This is a genomic window from Sphingomonas sp. UYEF23, from assembly GCF_040546165.1.
GTDB lineage: Bacteria > Pseudomonadota > Alphaproteobacteria > Sphingomonadales > Sphingomonadaceae > Sphingomonas > Sphingomonas glacialis.
The window spans coordinates 57,107-72,170 of sequence record NZ_JBEPNG010000005.1; the positions used below are offsets into that span (position 1 = coordinate 57,107).

The 15,064-nt window shown below is 67.0% G+C and carries 17 protein-coding genes; 14 read left to right on the forward strand and 3 right to left on the reverse strand.

What is annotated here, in order from left to right:
* The first annotated feature begins 4 nt into the window (after nucleotides 1-4).
* Both flhA and ABIB28_RS10880 read left to right on the forward strand, forming a co-directional pair.
* Complete coding sequence (gene flhA / locus ABIB28_RS10875; protein WP_133192176.1) at nucleotides 5-2,056, forward strand: flagellar biosynthesis protein FlhA; 2,052 nt, start codon at nucleotides 5-7, stop codon at nucleotides 2,054-2,056.
* On the forward strand, nucleotides 2,053-2,796 hold the full coding sequence (locus ABIB28_RS10880) for a sigma-70 family RNA polymerase sigma factor (protein ID WP_354288140.1): 744 nt from the start codon (nucleotides 2,053-2,055) through the stop codon (nucleotides 2,794-2,796). The genes flhA and ABIB28_RS10880 overlap by 4 nt, the downstream gene beginning before the upstream one ends.
* Here ABIB28_RS10880 and ABIB28_RS10885 read toward each other — a convergent pair.
* Nucleotides 2,793-4,076, reverse strand: a complete 1,284-nt coding sequence (locus tag ABIB28_RS10885; RefSeq protein WP_354288141.1) for a dicarboxylate/amino acid:cation symporter — start codon at nucleotides 4,074-4,076, stop codon at nucleotides 2,793-2,795. The genes ABIB28_RS10880 and ABIB28_RS10885 overlap by 4 nt on opposite strands.
* A gap of 74 nt (nucleotides 4,077-4,150) precedes the next feature.
* Between ABIB28_RS10885 and glmM the strand changes: the two genes are divergently transcribed.
* The 7 genes from glmM (at nucleotide 4,151) to folP (ending at nucleotide 10,851) form a co-directional block, all read left to right on the forward strand.
* Nucleotides 4,151-5,491 carry a phosphoglucosamine mutase gene (glmM, locus tag ABIB28_RS10890; protein ID WP_354288142.1) on the forward strand — a complete coding sequence of 447 codons (1,341 nt, stop codon included), beginning with the start codon at nucleotides 4,151-4,153 and terminating at the stop codon, nucleotides 5,489-5,491.
* 158 nt (nucleotides 5,492-5,649) lie between these two features.
* Nucleotides 5,650-5,880: a DUF1272 domain-containing protein gene (locus ABIB28_RS10895; RefSeq protein ID WP_133191639.1), complete on the forward strand. Its 231-nt coding sequence runs from the start codon at nucleotides 5,650-5,652 to the stop codon at nucleotides 5,878-5,880.
* Nucleotides 5,877-6,656 (forward strand): bifunctional hydroxymethylpyrimidine kinase/phosphomethylpyrimidine kinase, encoded by a 780-nt coding sequence (thiD, locus tag ABIB28_RS10900; protein WP_133191640.1) that lies wholly within the window; start codon nucleotides 5,877-5,879, stop codon nucleotides 6,654-6,656. The genes ABIB28_RS10895 and thiD overlap by 4 nt, the downstream gene beginning before the upstream one ends.
* A gap of 2 nt (nucleotides 6,657-6,658) precedes the next feature.
* Nucleotides 6,659-7,267 (forward strand): ribonuclease HII, encoded by a 609-nt coding sequence (gene rnhB, locus ABIB28_RS10905; protein ID WP_354288143.1) that lies wholly within the window; start codon nucleotides 6,659-6,661, stop codon nucleotides 7,265-7,267.
* Between the two features lie 22 nt (nucleotides 7,268-7,289).
* Complete coding sequence (locus ABIB28_RS10910; RefSeq protein WP_354288144.1) at nucleotides 7,290-8,333, forward strand: alpha/beta fold hydrolase; 1,044 nt, start codon at nucleotides 7,290-7,292, stop codon at nucleotides 8,331-8,333.
* A gap of 191 nt (nucleotides 8,334-8,524) precedes the next feature.
* Nucleotides 8,525-9,652, forward strand: coding sequence for a site-specific DNA-methyltransferase (locus ABIB28_RS10915; protein WP_354288318.1), 1,128 nt, complete (start codon nucleotides 8,525-8,527; stop codon nucleotides 9,650-9,652).
* Nucleotides 9,653-9,789: 137 nt separating this feature from the next.
* Nucleotides 9,790-10,851: a dihydropteroate synthase gene (gene folP, locus ABIB28_RS10920; RefSeq protein ID WP_354288145.1), complete on the forward strand. Its 1,062-nt coding sequence runs from the start codon at nucleotides 9,790-9,792 to the stop codon at nucleotides 10,849-10,851.
* A gap of 24 nt (nucleotides 10,852-10,875) precedes the next feature.
* On the opposite strand, the gene ABIB28_RS10925 is transcribed toward folP, so the two are convergent.
* Nucleotides 10,876-11,250 carry a hypothetical protein gene (locus ABIB28_RS10925; protein ID WP_354288146.1) on the reverse strand — a complete coding sequence of 125 codons (375 nt, stop codon included), beginning with the start codon at nucleotides 11,248-11,250 and terminating at the stop codon, nucleotides 10,876-10,878.
* 96 nt (nucleotides 11,251-11,346) lie between these two features.
* Nucleotides 11,347-12,771, reverse strand: coding sequence for a sigma-54-dependent transcriptional regulator (locus ABIB28_RS10930; RefSeq protein WP_354288147.1), 1,425 nt, complete (start codon nucleotides 12,769-12,771; stop codon nucleotides 11,347-11,349).
* A gap of 200 nt (nucleotides 12,772-12,971) precedes the next feature.
* On the opposite strand from ABIB28_RS10930, the gene ABIB28_RS10935 reads away from it, so the two are divergent.
* Genes ABIB28_RS10935 through ABIB28_RS10955 form a run of 5 tightly spaced genes read left to right on the forward strand, consistent with a single transcriptional unit; the run spans nucleotide 12,972 to nucleotide 15,020 of the window.
* On the forward strand, nucleotides 12,972-13,100 hold the full coding sequence (locus ABIB28_RS10935; RefSeq protein ID WP_133191646.1) for an aa3-type cytochrome c oxidase subunit IV: 129 nt from the start codon (nucleotides 12,972-12,974) through the stop codon (nucleotides 13,098-13,100).
* Between the two features lies 1 nt (nucleotide 13,101).
* Nucleotides 13,102-14,223, forward strand: a complete 1,122-nt coding sequence (locus tag ABIB28_RS10940; RefSeq protein WP_354288148.1) for an NAD(P) transhydrogenase subunit alpha — start codon at nucleotides 13,102-13,104, stop codon at nucleotides 14,221-14,223.
* Between the two features lie 9 nt (nucleotides 14,224-14,232).
* Nucleotides 14,233-14,481 (forward strand): type II toxin-antitoxin system HicA family toxin, encoded by a 249-nt coding sequence (locus ABIB28_RS10945; protein ID WP_354288149.1) that lies wholly within the window; start codon nucleotides 14,233-14,235, stop codon nucleotides 14,479-14,481.
* Nucleotides 14,478-14,693, forward strand: a complete 216-nt coding sequence (locus ABIB28_RS10950) for a type II toxin-antitoxin system HicB family antitoxin (RefSeq protein ID WP_133191648.1) — start codon at nucleotides 14,478-14,480, stop codon at nucleotides 14,691-14,693. Before ABIB28_RS10945 ends, ABIB28_RS10950 begins: the two co-directional genes overlap by 4 nt.
* 18 nt (nucleotides 14,694-14,711) lie before the next feature.
* On the forward strand, nucleotides 14,712-15,020 hold the full coding sequence (locus ABIB28_RS10955) for a proton-translocating transhydrogenase family protein (protein WP_140852216.1): 309 nt from the start codon (nucleotides 14,712-14,714) through the stop codon (nucleotides 15,018-15,020).
* The last annotated feature ends 44 nt before the right edge of the window (nucleotides 15,021-15,064 follow it).

Sequence of the window (15,064 nt, forward strand, 5' to 3'; positions counted from 1 at the left end):
GATCCTGCCGCTGCTGCGTTCGGCAGCGCTCCCCGTCGCGATCCTGTTGCTCGTCGTGCTGATGGTCGTGCCGATCCCGGCGGCGATGCTCGACGTGTTCTTCATCATGAACATCACGATCAGCCTCGCGGTGCTGATGGTCAGCCTCAACGCCCAAAAGCCGCTCGATTTCTCGGCCTTTCCGACCGTCCTGCTGTTCGCGACGCTGTTCCGTCTCAGCCTCAACGTCGCCTCCACGCGCGTCGTGCTGGTCCACGGGCATGAGGGCGAGAGCGCCGCTGGCCATGTGATCGAGGCGTTCGGCACCTTCCTGATCGGCGGCGATTATGTCGTCGGCTTGTTCGTCTTCGCGATCCTCGTGATCATCAACATGATCGTCGTCACCAAGGGCGCGGGTCGCGTGTCCGAAGTGTCGGCGCGCTTCACGCTCGACGCGCTGCCGGGCAAGCAGATGGCGATCGACGCCGATCTCAACGCCGGGTTGATCACGCCGGAGGAAGCCAAGCTGCGCCGCGTCGAAGTCGCGACCGAGGCCGATTTCTACGGCTCGATGGACGGTTCGTCGAAATTCGTGAAAGGCGACGCGGTCGCTGGCCTGCTGATCCTCGCCGCAAACATCGTCGGCGGGTTGATCCTGGGTCCCGTCAGCCACGGCATGACGATCGCGGCCGCGGCGCACAATTACGTGCTGCTCGCGATCGGCGATGCGCTCGTGGCCCAAATCCCGTCGCTGATGCTGTCGATCGCCGCTGCCGCGATCGTCACCCGCGTCCAGTCGACGATGGATCTCGCGGGCCAGATCGGCAGCCAGTTCGGCTCGGCGCGGACTTGGACCCCGGTCGCGATCATCCTCGGGCTGCTCGGCGTGATGCCGGGGATGCCGCACCTCATCATCCTGCCCGCCGCTGGCCTCGCCGGTTTCGCCGCGTGGAAGATGCGCCAGGCCTCGCGCCGCCCCGCGCCGGTCGAGATCGTGCCGGCCGAGCCGATCGATTATTCGAAGATCGGCTGGGACGAAGTCGCCGACACGATGCAGGTCAATCTCGACATCGGCTACGGCCTGGTGCCGCTGGTCGACGAGCGCCGCGGTGCGCCGCTGATGGGGCGGATCACCGGCGTGCGGCGCCAGCTGTCGAAGGACATGGGCTTCGTCATCCCGCAGGTCCGCGTCCGCGACGACATCAACCTCGCGCCGTTCGCCTATCGCATCATCGTCGGCGGCGTCGTCGTCGGCGAGGATAGCGTCTCGCCCGACGAGATGCTCGCGCTCGATACCGGCCAGGCGGTCGGTGGGCTGATGGGCAAGCGCGCCAAGGATCCGACCTTCGGGCTCGACGCGGTGTGGATCGCGCCGAGCGACGCCGATGCCGCGACAGGTGCCGGCTATCTCGTGGTCGATCCGGGCACGGTGATGGCGACGCATCTCAACCATCAGCTCGGCGTCCATGCCTCCGAACTGCTGGGCCCCGACGAAGTCCAGGCGCTGCTCGACGGGCTCAAGGAGCGCGCGGCGAACCTGGTCGCGTCGCTCTCGCCCAATCCGCTGCCGCTCACCACGCTCACCCAGGTGCTGCGCGGGCTGTTGGCAGAGAACGTGCCGCTCAAGGAATTCCGCCGCATCGCCGCCGCGATCGCGGTCGCGGCACAGAAGACGCTCGATGCCGACGAGATCATCGAGATGATCCGCCCGGCGCTCGGCGGGCTGATCATCGGCAAGCTGTGCGGCGTGCGCGAGCCGCTGCGCGTGATGACGCTCGAGGGGCAGCTCGAAGGGCTGCTCGGCCAGGCGATGCGCGGCGATCCATCGAAGCGCCATACGATCGAGCCCGATCTCGGCCGCCGCATCGTCGATGCGCTGCAGAACGCCGCGCAGCCGCTGATCAACGAAGCCAAGCCATTCGCGCTCGTCGTCCAGCCCGCGATCCGCGTCGCGATCCGCAAGCTCGTCAAGACCTGCCTGCCCGATATCCCGGTGATGAGCTTCTTCGAAGTCCCCGAGGACAAATCGGTCGAAGTCGTCGCCGTTATCGGCGCAGCCGGAGCGCTCCCAGCATGACCGCACAGCCCAACCCCGCGCTTTTCGCCGACGCCCAGCCGCTGGTCTATGGCCGCACCGCCGCGCCCGACATGAACGTGCTGGCGCGCAAGCATCTCCCGCTCGTCCGGCGGATCGCGCGGCATATCCATGGCAGCATGTCGTCGGCGGTCGAGGTCGAGGATCTCGTTCAGACCGGGATGGTCGCGCTGGTCGAAGCGGCCGCTGCGTTCGAGGATCGCGGGCAAGTGACCTTCGAACAATATCTCGCCACGCGCGTGCGCGGCGCGATGATCGACGCGCTGCGCCGCAGCGCGACGATCACGCGCGGCGCAATGCAAAGGAAACGCCTGTATGCCGAAACCGTCGCGATGCTGACCACCGAACTCGGCCATGCGCCCGAGGCGGCGCTCGTCGCCGCGCGGATCGGCGTGACGCCCGAGAAGCTCCGGCTCGATTACGCCAATGCCCAGCCGGTGCGCATGGAGCCGATCGACGATGTGTATTCGGACGAGGGCCCGTGGTTCGCGAGCGAGGAGCCCGACGCGTTCGCCCACCTCTCCGACGAGCAGGAGCGTGACACGCTGATCGCCGCGATCGCCAGCCTGCCAGAGCGCGAGGCGCTGGTCATCCAGCTGTATTATGTCGAGGAGTTCAACCTCGAGGACATCGGCTCGGTGATCGGTGTCGGCGCGGCGCGGGTGTGCCAGATCAAGGCGTCGGCGCACGCCCGGCTCAAGAAAGCCATGCTGCGCCGCTAGGCGGGATCGCGCAGCAGCGCATCGGCAGCGGTTTCTGGCGCGGCGGTGCTCCGCGCCGCCACCGTCAGCGTGACCGCCATGTCGAAGATGACGTTGCCGAGCGTGCGGAAGATATCGGGCATCGTCTCGACCGCGACGAGCAGCCCGAGCGGCGCGACCGGCACGCCGAGCGTCACCGCGAGCGGCGCGATCGCGCTGATGAAGCTCACTTGCCCCGGCAAGCTGACCGACCCGAGCGAGGTGAGCACCGCGATCGCGGTCGCCGCGCTGAGCGTCGCGAAGGTCAGCGGCACGCCGAACCACGCCGCGACATAGATCGCCACCGCGAGGTTCATCGCCGGCCCGGTCGCACGCAGCATCGCGACGGCCAGCGGCAGGACCACGCCCGAGGTGGCGACGGGAACGCCCAGCGCCTCGGTACTGCGCAGCATCGCGGGAAGGCTGGCGAGCGAGCTTTGCGTGCTGAGCGCGACCGCGAGCACGGGTGCCGAGCCCCGCAGGAAGCGGCCAAGCGCGATCCGTCCGCCCCACACCGCGAGCGGTAGCGCGAACAGGCTGACGACGATTCCGACGGCCGAGACCGTCGCGACGTAATGGAACAGCGCGCCGACCGCGGCGGTGCCGGTCTTGGCTGCAACGCTCAGCGCAAGCGCGAAGACGCCGATCGGCGCGATCCAGATGATCCAGCCGATCATCACCAGCATCGCATCGCGGATCGCCGCGAAGAAGCTCGTCAGGATGTCGCGGCCGGTGCGATCGATCTTGGTGAGCGCAAAGGCGAAGACAAGCGCGAACAGGATCAGCGAGAGGAACGCGCCGTTGGCAGCAGCGGCGACGACGTTGCTCGGCACCATGCCGGCGAGGAATTCCCCGAGCGGCGGCACCGGGCCGGCGGGCGCTGCATCGACCAGCGCACCCCGCAGCGCCTTGGCCGATGCAGCGGGCATCGGCACGATGCGGAGGAACAGCGGCGTGAGGATCGCCGAGGCGACCGCGCTCGAGATCATCACGACGAGGATGATCGCGATCGAGCGCGCGGCGATCGCACCGCTTTGCGCCGCCGCTGTCGTCTCGGCGATCCCGGTGACGAGCAGCGCGAAGACGAGCGGAATGACCGTCATCTGCAAGCCGTTGAGCCACGCAGAACCGATCGGTCCGGCAATCGCCGTGACGGTCGGGACGGCGCCCGGCAGCCCTGCTGCGAGCGCGGTGCCGAGCGCGAGCCCGGCCACGAGCGACAGCAAAATCCGGGTCGATGGGGTGTTCAACTTCGCCGACATGCTCGCCCTTGTCATTGCGGGACGCGGTCGAACGCCCCAAAGAGGAACCCGCATAACCGAATGGACGCGCGCGCATGGCAAGAAAATATTTCGGCACCGATGGGATTCGTGGGCTTACCAACACAACGCCGATGACCGCGGCGATGGCGATGAAGGTCGGGATGGCCGCGGGCGCGCACTTCCGGCGCGGGGATCACCGCCACCGCGTCGTGATCGGCAAGGATACGCGGCTGTCGGGGTACATGCTCGAATCGGCGATGGTCGCGGGATTCACCTCGGTCGGGATGGACGTCGTGCTGCTCGGGCCGATGCCGACGCCCGCCGTCGCGATGCTGACGCAGTCGATGCGCGCCGATCTCGGCGTGATGATCTCGGCGAGCCACAACCCGTATTTCGACAACGGCATCAAGCTGTTCGGGCCCGATGGCTACAAGCTTTCGGACTCCGACGAACTCGCGATCGAGGCGTTGATCGACGGCGACATCGATCTTTCGCCCGCCCCCGAAATCGGTCGCGCACGGCGTGTCGACGATGCGCAGGGGCGCTATATCCATTTCGCCAAATCGACCTTCCCCGAGAATATGCGTCTCGACGGGATGAAGATCGTCGTCGATTGCGCCAATGGCGCGGCGTACCGTGTCGCGCCGACCGCCTTGTGGGAGCTGGGGGCCGAGGTCGTCGCGATCGGTGTCACGCCGAACGGCAAGAACATCAATGACGGGGTCGGCTCGACCGCGCCGACGCTGCTGTGCGAGACCGTCGTGAAGACGGGCGCGCACCTCGGCATTGCGCTCGACGGCGATGCCGATCGGCTGATCGTGGTCGATGAAAAGGGCCATGTCGTCGATGGCGACCAGCTGATGGCGACGATCGCAAGTGGCTGGGCGCGCAGCGGGCGGTTGAAGAATGGCGGGCTGGTCGCGACGGTGATGTCGAACCTCGGGCTCGAGCGGCACCTTGCGGCGCAGGGTATCGGCATGGTGCGCACGAGCGTGGGCGATCGCCACGTGCTCGAGGCGATGCGCGCGCAGGGGTACAATGTCGGCGGCGAGCAGTCGGGGCACATCATCCTGTCGGATTATGCGACGACCGGCGATGGCTTGGTGGCGGCGCTGCAGATCCTCGCCGAGCTCGCCTGGGCGGGCGCACCGGCGAGCGAGCTGTTGCATCGCTTCGAGCCGCTGCCGCAATTGCTCAAGAACGTGCGCTTTGCGGGTGGCAAGCCGCTCGACGACGCGGCGGTCAAGGCGGTGATCGCGCAGGCCGAGGTCGAGCTGAAGGGCAGGGGGCGGCTGGTGATCCGTCCGTCGGGCACCGAACCGGTGATCCGCGTGATGGCCGAAGGCGACGACCCCGCGCAGGTCGAAGCGGTGGTCGATCGGATCTGCGAAGCGGTGCGCGTCGCGGCTGGCTGAAAGCTCTCCCCCGACTTTCTGCTCCCCTCCCGCTTGCGGGAGGGGCTGGGGGAGGGCAGTGCGGCATGCGATGCTGCCTCTTTGCTAGGCCAGCCCCTTCCCTAACCCCTCCCGCAAGCGGGGGGGTCAGGAGAGGCCGAGGGGAAAAGGAAGACACGATGCTCGAAATGCGCCCCGATTGCGAACGGTGCGGCACCGATCTCCCGGCCGATGAGGCGGGGGCTTTCATCTGTTCGTTCGAATGCACCTTTTGCGCGCAATGCGCCGAAAAGGCCGACGACCGTTGCCCCAATTGCGGCGGCGAGCTGATGGATCGCCCCGCGCGCGTCGATGATTTGCTCGAGCGGCACCCCGCATCGACCGTGCGGCGCTTCAAGCGGCCGCAATGAGCCGCGCTGCCACGCCGCGCATCCTGATCATCGCCGGTTCGGATTCGGGCGGTGGCGCCGGGATCCAGGCCGACATCAAGACGGTGACGATGCTCGGCGGCCATGCGATGACCGCGATCACGGCGATCACCGCGCAGAATACGCTCGGCGTTCAGGCCGTGCTGCCAGTGCCGACCGACATGGTGATCGCGCAGATCGAATCGTGCGTGTCGGATATCGGCGTCGATGCGGTGAAGATCGGGATGATCGGATCGGCGGCGACCGCGCATGCGGTGGCGGATGTGTTGGAAAAGCTCGACGTGCCGATCGTTTTCGATCCCGTCATGGTCGCGACCAGTGGCGATGTGCTGGCCGATGCGGAGACGATTGCGGCGTTCGAGCGGCTGATGAGGCTCGCTTCTGTGGTAACGCCCAATCTGCCCGAACTGGCAGCGCTTGGCGGTGAGGGGGCGGTGCTAGCGCATGGTTGCCACTTGGTCGCCAAGGGTGGTCATTCCGACGGACATTGGATCGTCGATCGTTTGCTGTCGCCGACCGGTGAAATCGATCGGCTCGAAGCGAAACGCATCGATACCGACGACACCCACGGCACCGGTTGCACCTTCGCCAGCGCGCTGGCGTGCGGGCTGGCACAAGGTCTCGATATATCAGCGGCCTTTCGCCAAGCCGTTCGATTCGTGCGCATCGCGTTGATTTCAGCGCCTGGCCTCGGTCAGGGTCATGGGCCGATGGGGCATTCGCTCGGGGTTAATCCGTTCGAAGAACTGGAGGGCTGACCATGCCCAGCCTCAAACACGAAAAGCTCTGCCTCGCTCCCGTAGCGGGCGTGGATGAAGCCGGGCGCGGGCCGCTCGCCGGGCCGGTCGTGGCTGCCGCCGTCATTTTGCCGGCCAAGGGCATCCCGCGCGGCATCAACGATTCAAAGAAGCTGCCCGCCGCCGAACGCGCGCGGCTGCACGACCGCCTGCATGGCTGCGCGCTGGTCGGTATCGGCATTGTCGAGGCGGACGAAATCGACACGCTCAACATCTACTGGGCGACGATGAAGGCGATGACGCTGGCGGTGGAAGCGCTCGGCTGCGCGCCGGGTCACGTGCTGGTCGATGGCAACCGGCTGCCCAAATGGGGCTTCGCTGCCACCCCGATCGTGAAGGGCGACGCGATCAGCCTGTCGATCGCCGCTGCGTCGATCATCGCCAAGCACACGCGCGACACGCTGATGCTCGGTTATGCCGAGACCTATCCGCACTATGGCTGGCACAGCAACAAGGGCTATGGCGCGCCCGATCATCTGCGAGCGTTGCGCGAACACGGGCCGTGTCCGCTGCATCGGCGCAGCTTCGCACCCGTTGCGGCGGCGTGCGATCTGTTGCACGCGCTGGGCTAGCCTCAGGCATCGGAGGGTCCAGATGAAGCGCCTCAGTCACATCCTCATGAGCGCGCTCCTGCTGCTGGGTTCCAGCGCCGGTGCGCAAGTTCCTGCTCCCAAACCGGCAACGAACCCGGCGCTCGACGCCTATGCCAGCGCGGCGTATTCGATCCGTCTGACGGACGGGCGGACGATTCACCTCACCTGCATGGGCACTGGCAGTCCGACGGTGATCCTGACCGCGGGCCTGGGCGATTGGGGCGTCTCGTGGGGCTTGGTCCAGCCGGATATCGCAAAGCATAGTCGTGTGTGCGCCTGGGACCGCGCCGGGTTCGGGCTGAGCAGCCCGAGCAAGGCACCGCAAACCGTCGATGCCACCGTCGCCGATCTTGAAGCGGCGCTGCGGCGCGGGCGGATCACTGGGCCCTATGTGCTGGTCGGTCATTCGATGGGCGCGTATGAGACGCTGCGCTTCGCCGACCGGCACCGCGTTCAGGTCGTCGGGATGGTGTTGGTCGATCCGAGCTTCCCCGACCAGGGCGCGCGGTTCGCGCGCGAGCTTCCGGGCTTTACCGCTGCCGGTGCCGAATATGAAGCGGGCGGCCTGCGCGCGATGCGGCATTGTGCCGACCTGGTCGCCAAGCCCGATCACAGTTCGACCGAGATCGGGCGCTGCGTTAAGTATCCGGCGGATTTTTCGCCGCTTCTTAGTGCTACGATTACCGCGCTCAGTTATGATCCAAGGCGCTTCGCCACGCAGGTCTCGCTGAGCGAATCGTTCGACCGTAGCAGCGCGATGATGGTCGATCCGCACCGACGCTATGGCGCGATGCCGCTGCGCGTGCTGACCGCGTCGGATGGCCCGGACCTGCCGCCCGATCTGGTCGCCGCGCGCGCCGAATTGCCACGCATGGCCGCGATCTGGGGGGCGGAGCATGATCGGTTGGCTGCGCTGTCGACGATCGGCACCAACCGCATCGTCGATGGCACCTCGCATTACATCCACCGAATCAAGCCAGAGCGCGTCGTCGCTGAGGTCGACGCGGTGATCGACGCGGCGCGCGCGAAATCGCCGCGGAAATAGCATCGCCCGAGTCTTTTGCGTCACACCCCAGCGGTTGCGCCTGTGGATAAGTGCGGACTCAATATCTGGATCATTTCCCGAAATGTTCCAACAAATTAACCTTTTGGCAGAGGTTTTCGTTAACCAATGTTCGCTTGACGCGAGTCTCGTTGCTGGCAGGGATGCCCGTCACACACGAAGGGACGACGACGATGGGGGTTTTGGAGAAGATTAGGACGGCAGCGCCGCGCGCGGTCGAGGCACCGGTGCAGCTCCCGCTCGACCAGATCCTGCGCGGCGATTGCATCGCTGCGATGCGCGCGCTGCCGGCCAAGTCGGTCGACCTGATCTTTGCCGATCCGCCCTACAACCTCCAGCTCGGCGGCGACCTGTCGCGGCCCGATGGCAGCCATGTCGATGCGGTCACCGACGAATGGGACAAGTTCGATTCGCTCAGCGCCTATGACAAGTTCACGCGCGAATGGCTCGCCGAGGCGAAGCGCATCCTCAAGGACAATGGCGCGATCTGGGTGATCGGATCGTATCACAACATCTACAAGGTCGGCGCGGCGATCCAGGATCTGGGCTATTGGATCCTCAACGACATCGTCTGGCGCAAGACCAACCCGATGCCCAATTTCAAGGGCACGCGCTTCACCAACGCGCACGAGACGCTGATCTGGGCGTCGATGGGCGAGAAGTCGCGCTACACCTTCAACTATCGCAGCATGAAGACGCTCAATGACGAGCTGCAGATGCGCTCCGACTGGGAATTCCCCACCTGCGGCGGGCAGGAGCGGTTGAAGCGCGACGGCGTCAAGGTTCACCCGACGCAGAAGCCCGAAGCGCTGATCTATCGTATCTTGCTGGCGTGCACCAAGCCCGGCGACGTGGTGCTCGATCCGTTCTTCGGTACCGGCACCACGGGGGCTGTCGCCAAGCGGCTCGGCCGGCACTGGATCGGGATCGAGCGCGAGAGCAACTATATCGCGGCGGCCGAAGAACGCATCGCGGCGGCGCTGCCGCTCGATGAATCGGCCCTCAAGACGATGCAGAGCCCCAAGGCCGCACCGCGCGTCGCCTTCGGTACGATCGTCGAGAATGGTATGCTGGTCGCGGGCGCAGTGCTGGTCGATGCCAAGCGCCGTTACAGTGTCACGGTGCGCGCCGATGGCTCGGTCATCAGTGGCGACCAGACGGGGTCGATCCATAAGCTCGGCTCGGTGTTGCAGGGGGCGCCGGCGTGCAATGGCTGGACCTTCTGGCATCACGAGACGCCCGAGGGGCTTAAGCCGATCGATACGCTGCGGCAGACCTATCTGCTGGCGACGCAGATCTAGGCGTCGCCCCGGCGTAGGCCGGGGCCGCCAGGCAGTTGCGCGCGACAGAGGTTTCGCGTCAACAGGGGTTTCGCGTCAACAGGGGTTTCGCGTCAAACGCAGCGGCCCCGGCCTCCGCCGGGGCGACGGGATGATCTATGAGCAGTCTCCACCTCCGCCCGATCCAGTTCGTCGACACGCCGGTCGACCGCGACGGCGAGGTCGCGCGGCTGGCTGGCGGGATGCTGTGGTTCTCGGCCTATGAGGTGATCGAGGACGGGCATCGCCGGACGGTGCCGATCGCCGATCTCGCCACGCTGCTGCGCGACGACCGCGCGGCGCGGCTGCACGCAGCGATTATCGCCCCGCGCGCCGCGCTCACGCTCGGCGAGCGGACGCTGCGGTTCGATCAGCCGTCGGTGTGCGGCATCCTCAACGTGACGCCCGACAGTTTCTCCGATGGCGGAAGCGTGTCGGACGATCCTGCAGCAGCAGCGAGCGCCGGTGTCGCAATGGCGGCGGCGGGGGCGGCGCTGATCGACGTCGGCGGCGAATCGACACGGCCGGGCGCGGCGACGGTGTGGGAGGGCGACGAAATCGCGCGCGTCGTGCCTGTGATCGAACGACTCGCGCGCGCGGGTACGCTGGTGTCGATCGACACGCGCAAGGCCGCAGTAATGGAGGCGGCGCTCGCGGCGGGGGCGGCGATCGTCAACGATGTCGCGGCATTGCTGTGGGATGATCGCGCGCTCGACGTCGTCGCCAAGGCGGGGTGTCCGGTGGTACTGATGCACTCACCCGATCCGGCCAAGGGACCGCATGGCGGGGAGGGCTATCGCGATGTCGTGGTCGAGGTGTTCGACTGGCTCGAGGCGCGGATTGCCGCGGCGGTGGCGGGCGGGGTCGCGCGGTCGCGGATCATCGTCGATCCGGGCGTGGGCTTTGGCAAATCGCTCGCCGATAATCTGGCGCTGATGAATGCGCTGACCATCTTTCACGGGCTCGGCTGTCCGATCCTGCTCGGCGCGAGCCGCAAACGCATGATCGGAGCTTTGTCGAACGAAGCACCGGCAACCGAGCGGCTGGGGGGATCGATTGCGCTCGCGCTGACGGGGGTGATGGCGGGCACGCAGCTGCTGCGCGTCCACGATGTACCCGAAACCGTCCAGGCGATGCGAGTATGGCGCGGTCTGCGTGACCGCGCCCTGGTCGGGCGGTAGCCTCAGGCTACCACCCGGATCCGATCAGCATCCGTTCTTGCGGTTCTGGGCCGCGTCATGACGCTTGTCGAGCGTCCTGCCGAGCAGCGCGCCGCCGACGCCGCCAGCGACCGTCCCGAGCAGACCGCCACCGAGCACATTCCCCGCAACCGCACCGCCAACGCCACCGGCAACCGCGCCGGTCGTGCCGCTGCTGCGCTTGCAGGGGTAATAGCGGCCATCCTGGCCACGATAGGTACGCTCGTCGCGGCGGTTGTCGCGGCGGTCATCGTCGCGACGGTCATAGCGACGATCGTCGTCGCGACGATCGTCGTAGCTCTGCGCAGACGCGGCGACAGGTGCCATGCTGGGGACGAGGGTGGCAGCGGTCAGCGCGGCGAGGATCAGTTTGTTACGCATGAGAATACATACTCCTTTCCCGTACCAACTCTCCGAGGCGCGGGTGTGTCCGTAGCGGGACGAAATTTGCGACGAATCGTTGTGGCGAAAGGCAGGTCAGGCGGCGGGATTGTCGATTCCGAGCTCGCCGAGCTTGCGATATAGCGTCGATCGCCCGATCCCGAGCCGCCGCGCGACCTCGGTCATGCGCCCGCGATAATGGCCGATCGCGAGGCGGATGACATCGGCCTCGATCTCCTCGAGCGCACGCAGATTGCCATCGGCGTGGAACAGCGTAACGCCGCCGCTCGTCGCCATCGGCATGGGGGTCGGCGTGGTGTGACGCTGTCCGCCGAGCGCTGCGATCTGCGGGAAATCGACGCGCGTCAGCGCCGCGCCGTCGCACAGCACCGCCGCGCGGAACAGGGCGTTCTGAAGCTGTCGGACGTTGCCCGGCCAATCGTATCGCCCGAGCAGCGCCAGCGCATCGTCGGTGATACCGAGCGGGCGAAGCCCCGGCTGCTCGGCGATCCGCGCGAGCAAATGGCGCGCGAGCGCCGGGATGTCGCCGGCGCGTTCGCGAAGCGGCGGGATCGTCACCTGGACGACGTTGAGGCGATAATAGAGGTCCTCGCGGAAGCGGCCGGCCTCGACTTCCTCGATCAGCCGCTTGTTGGTCGCGGCGATGACGCGGACGTCGACCTCGCGCGTGTGGCGCGCGCCGATCGGCTGGATTTCGCCCGATTGCAGCACGCGGAGCAGTTTGACCTGCGCCTCGAGCGGCATCTCGCCAATCTCGTCGAGGAACAGCGTGCCGCCATCGGCTTCCTGGAAGCGCCCGATCTTGCGCTCGAACGCGCCGGTGAACGCGCCCTTCTCGTGCCCGAACAGCTCGGACTCGATCAAGTTCGGCGGCAGCGCGCCGCAGTTGATCGCGACCATCGCCTTTTTACCACGGGGGGACGCGGCGTGGATCGCCTCGGCGACGACTTCCTTGCCGACGCCGCTCTCGCCCTCGACGAGCACCGGAACGCGGGCGCGGGCCGCTTTGGCGGCGATGGCGAGCGCGGCGCGGAAATCGGGCGCCGAGCCGACGATCTCGTCGAACGCGAGCAAAGCGGGGATCTTTTCGGTGAGCGGGCGCAATTCGCCTGCCGCCTTGCCGGCGACCGCGGCGTCGAGCGCGGTGAGAAGCCGCTCGGGGGCGAGTGGCTTGACGAGGAAATCGGTCGCGCCGCTGCGCATTGCCGCGACGGCTTGTGCCACCGATCCGTTGGCGGTGAGCAGCAGCAGCGGGAGCGCGGGGCGACGGCGGCGGATCTCGTCGATCAGCGCGGTCGGGTCGGCTTCGGGCGCCCATTGGTCGAGCAGGATCGCGTCGAGCTGCATCCCGTCCTGCGTACCGAGCATCGCGATCGCCATCTCGCCATCGGCGGCGAACACCGCCCGCCAGCCGCGCCGCGCTGCGATCGCCGCGACGAGCCGCCGCTGTGCGGGCTCGTCGTCGATCAACATCAGCAGCCGCTGTCTGTTACGCGTCATGCGTCCATCCCATTCGTGTCAAATCCAGTGCAAAGCATACCGCCAAGGTGTGAAAGCGCCCTTAAACGCCCCGCCATGGGACGCGCGGGACACAAACGCGCGTTTGGCAATGCGAATGCGCGGGGGTTGAGGCGCAGGCGTGTGCAAGCTAAGCACAAGGACGAACCGGGGGACTACCCCGTCTTGCAGGGGATGGAACGATGGCTGCCGAGAATGACATGCAGGTCCACCGCGCGACCTATGACAAGGTCATGAGCGTCATGAAATATGGCGCGGTCGCGGTCTTCATCATCGCTTTCGTGGTGGTGTGGCTGGTTTCGGGCAAGTAGAATGAAGATTGCCGTCCTCCGCGAAACCGTCGAGGGCGAGCGCCGCGTTGCCGCGACCCCAGAAACGGTCAAGAAATTCTTGGCGCTCGGCGCGACCGTCGCCGTCGAGATCGGCGCGGGCGCGACCGCGTCGATCGCCGATGCCGATTATACGGCGGTTGGCGCGACCGTCGCTGATCGCGCGGCGACGCTCGCGGGGGCCGAGATCGTGCTTGGCGTGCAGGGGCCTGCGGCCGATGCGCTCGCGGGCGTGGCGCCGGGCGCCTGGCTCGTCGCCGGGCTCAACCCGTTTGGCGACCGCGCGCGGATCGACGGCTATGCCGCCGCCGGGCTCGAAGCGCTCGCGATGGAGTTTATGCCGCGCATCACGCGCGCGCAGTCGATGGATATCCTGTCGTCGCAGTCGAACCTCGCCGGGTACAAGGCGGTGCTCGACGCCGCGGGCGTCTATGGCCGCGCCTTCCCGATGATGATGACCGCGGCGGGCACCGTTTCGGCCGCGCGGGTGTTCGTGATGGGCGTCGGCGTCGCCGGCCTGCAGGCGATCGCGACCGCGCGGCGCTTGGGCGCGCAGGTCTCGGCGACCGATGTGCGCTCGGCGACCAAGGAGCAGATCCAGTCGCTCGGCGCCAAGCCGATCTTCGTCGAGAACGTCGCTGGCATCGAGGGCGAGGGCTCGGGCGGCTATGCCGGCGAGATGAGCCCCGAATATCAGGCGGCGCAGGCCGAACTGGTCTCCGGCCATATCGCCAAGCAGGATATCGTCATCACCACCGCGCTGATCCCGGGGCGCCCCGCGCCACGGCTGATCTCGGCGGCGCAGGTGGCGAGCATGAAGCCGGGTTCGGTGATCGTCGATCTCGCGGTCGAGGCGGGCGGCAATGTCGAGGGCGCGGTTGCGGGCGAGGTGGTCGTGGTCAACGGCGTGTCGATCGTCGGCTATCGCAACGTGGCGTCGCGGCTTGCGGCCGATGCGTCGGCGCTGTTCTCGCGCAACCTGTACAATTTCCTCAATGCCTTCTGGGACAAGGAGGCCGGCAAGCCCGTGCTCGACACCGAGATCGGCGATGCGATCCGGCTGACGCAGGGTGGCAAGGTCGTCAACGCGCGGTTGCTGGGATGATGCGGGCTCGTGGCCAATGCCGACAAACTCCTCGAGCGCATGCGCGCCAACCCGCGCGATTGGCGGATCGAGGATGTGGCGGCGCTGTGCGACGGGTTCGGGATCGCTTGCACGCCACCGCGCAAGGGGTCACATTATAAGGTGAAGCATGTCGAGCGACCCGAAATCCTGACGATCCCGGCGCATCGGCCGATCAAGCCGATCTACATTCGGGAGCTCGTACGGTTCGTCGACGCAGTGCAGGGATTACGGAGATGAATCCGTTCGATTACGAAGTCGACATCCTGCCGCTCTCCGCCGCGGATGGCGGCGGCTATACTGCGGTTGCCCCGGAACTTCCGGGCTGCCGTTCCGACGGCGAGACCCCGCAAGAGGCGCTCGACAATATCTACGACGCGATCGGGTGCTGGATCGAGGCGGCGCGGGAAATGGGGCGTCCCGTCCCGCAACCCCGCCGCGCCGCCGCCTGACCGACTGGGGGACTGACTATGGACTTCATCTCGATTCTCTCGATCTTCGTAATGGCCTGTTTCGTCGGCTATTATGTCGTCTGGTCGGTCACGCCGGCGCTCCACACGCCGCTGATGGCGGTGACCAATGCCATCTCCTCGGTGATCATCGTCGGCGCGCTGATTGCAGCTGCCGCGGCCGGGATCGGCGGCGGGGGGGCTACGTCGAAATGGCTCGGGCTGCTCGCGGTGGTGCTGGCGAGCGTCAACATCTTCGGCGGCTTTGCGGTCACTGCGCGGATGCTGGCGATGTACAAGAAGAAGGCGCCGGCGGCGGCGAAACACTAATTTCGTCACCCCGGCCTTGTGCCGGGGTCCACTCATCCACTGAC

Excerpts from the sequence above, each read along its gene's own strand:
- ABIB28_RS10880 (WP_354288140.1), top strand. The coding sequence starts at position 2,053 with ATGACCGCACAGCCCAACCCCGCGCTTTTCGCCGACGCCCAGCCGCTG.
- ABIB28_RS10885 (WP_354288141.1), bottom strand. The coding sequence starts at position 4,076 with ATGTCGGCGAAGTTGAACACCCCATCGACCCGGATTTTGCTGTCGCTC.
- glmM (WP_354288142.1), top strand. The coding sequence starts at position 4,151 with ATGGCAAGAAAATATTTCGGCACCGATGGGATTCGTGGGCTTACCAAC.
- ABIB28_RS10895 (WP_133191639.1), top strand. The coding sequence starts at position 5,650 with ATGCTCGAAATGCGCCCCGATTGCGAACGGTGCGGCACCGATCTCCCG.
- thiD (WP_133191640.1), top strand. The coding sequence starts at position 5,877 with ATGAGCCGCGCTGCCACGCCGCGCATCCTGATCATCGCCGGTTCGGAT.
- rnhB (WP_354288143.1), top strand. The coding sequence starts at position 6,659 with ATGCCCAGCCTCAAACACGAAAAGCTCTGCCTCGCTCCCGTAGCGGGC.
- ABIB28_RS10910 (WP_354288144.1), top strand. The coding sequence starts at position 7,290 with ATGAAGCGCCTCAGTCACATCCTCATGAGCGCGCTCCTGCTGCTGGGT.
- ABIB28_RS10915 (WP_354288318.1), top strand. The coding sequence starts at position 8,525 with ATGGGGGTTTTGGAGAAGATTAGGACGGCAGCGCCGCGCGCGGTCGAG.
- folP (WP_354288145.1), top strand. The coding sequence starts at position 9,790 with ATGAGCAGTCTCCACCTCCGCCCGATCCAGTTCGTCGACACGCCGGTC.
- ABIB28_RS10925 (WP_354288146.1), bottom strand. The coding sequence starts at position 11,250 with ATGCGTAACAAACTGATCCTCGCCGCGCTGACCGCTGCCACCCTCGTC.
- ABIB28_RS10930 (WP_354288147.1), bottom strand. The coding sequence starts at position 12,771 with ATGACGCGTAACAGACAGCGGCTGCTGATGTTGATCGACGACGAGCCC.
- ABIB28_RS10935 (WP_133191646.1), top strand. The coding sequence starts at position 12,972 with ATGGCTGCCGAGAATGACATGCAGGTCCACCGCGCGACCTATGACAAG.
- ABIB28_RS10940 (WP_354288148.1), top strand. The coding sequence starts at position 13,102 with ATGAAGATTGCCGTCCTCCGCGAAACCGTCGAGGGCGAGCGCCGCGTT.
- ABIB28_RS10950 (WP_133191648.1), top strand. The coding sequence starts at position 14,478 with ATGAATCCGTTCGATTACGAAGTCGACATCCTGCCGCTCTCCGCCGCG.
- ABIB28_RS10955 (WP_140852216.1), top strand. The coding sequence starts at position 14,712 with ATGGACTTCATCTCGATTCTCTCGATCTTCGTAATGGCCTGTTTCGTC.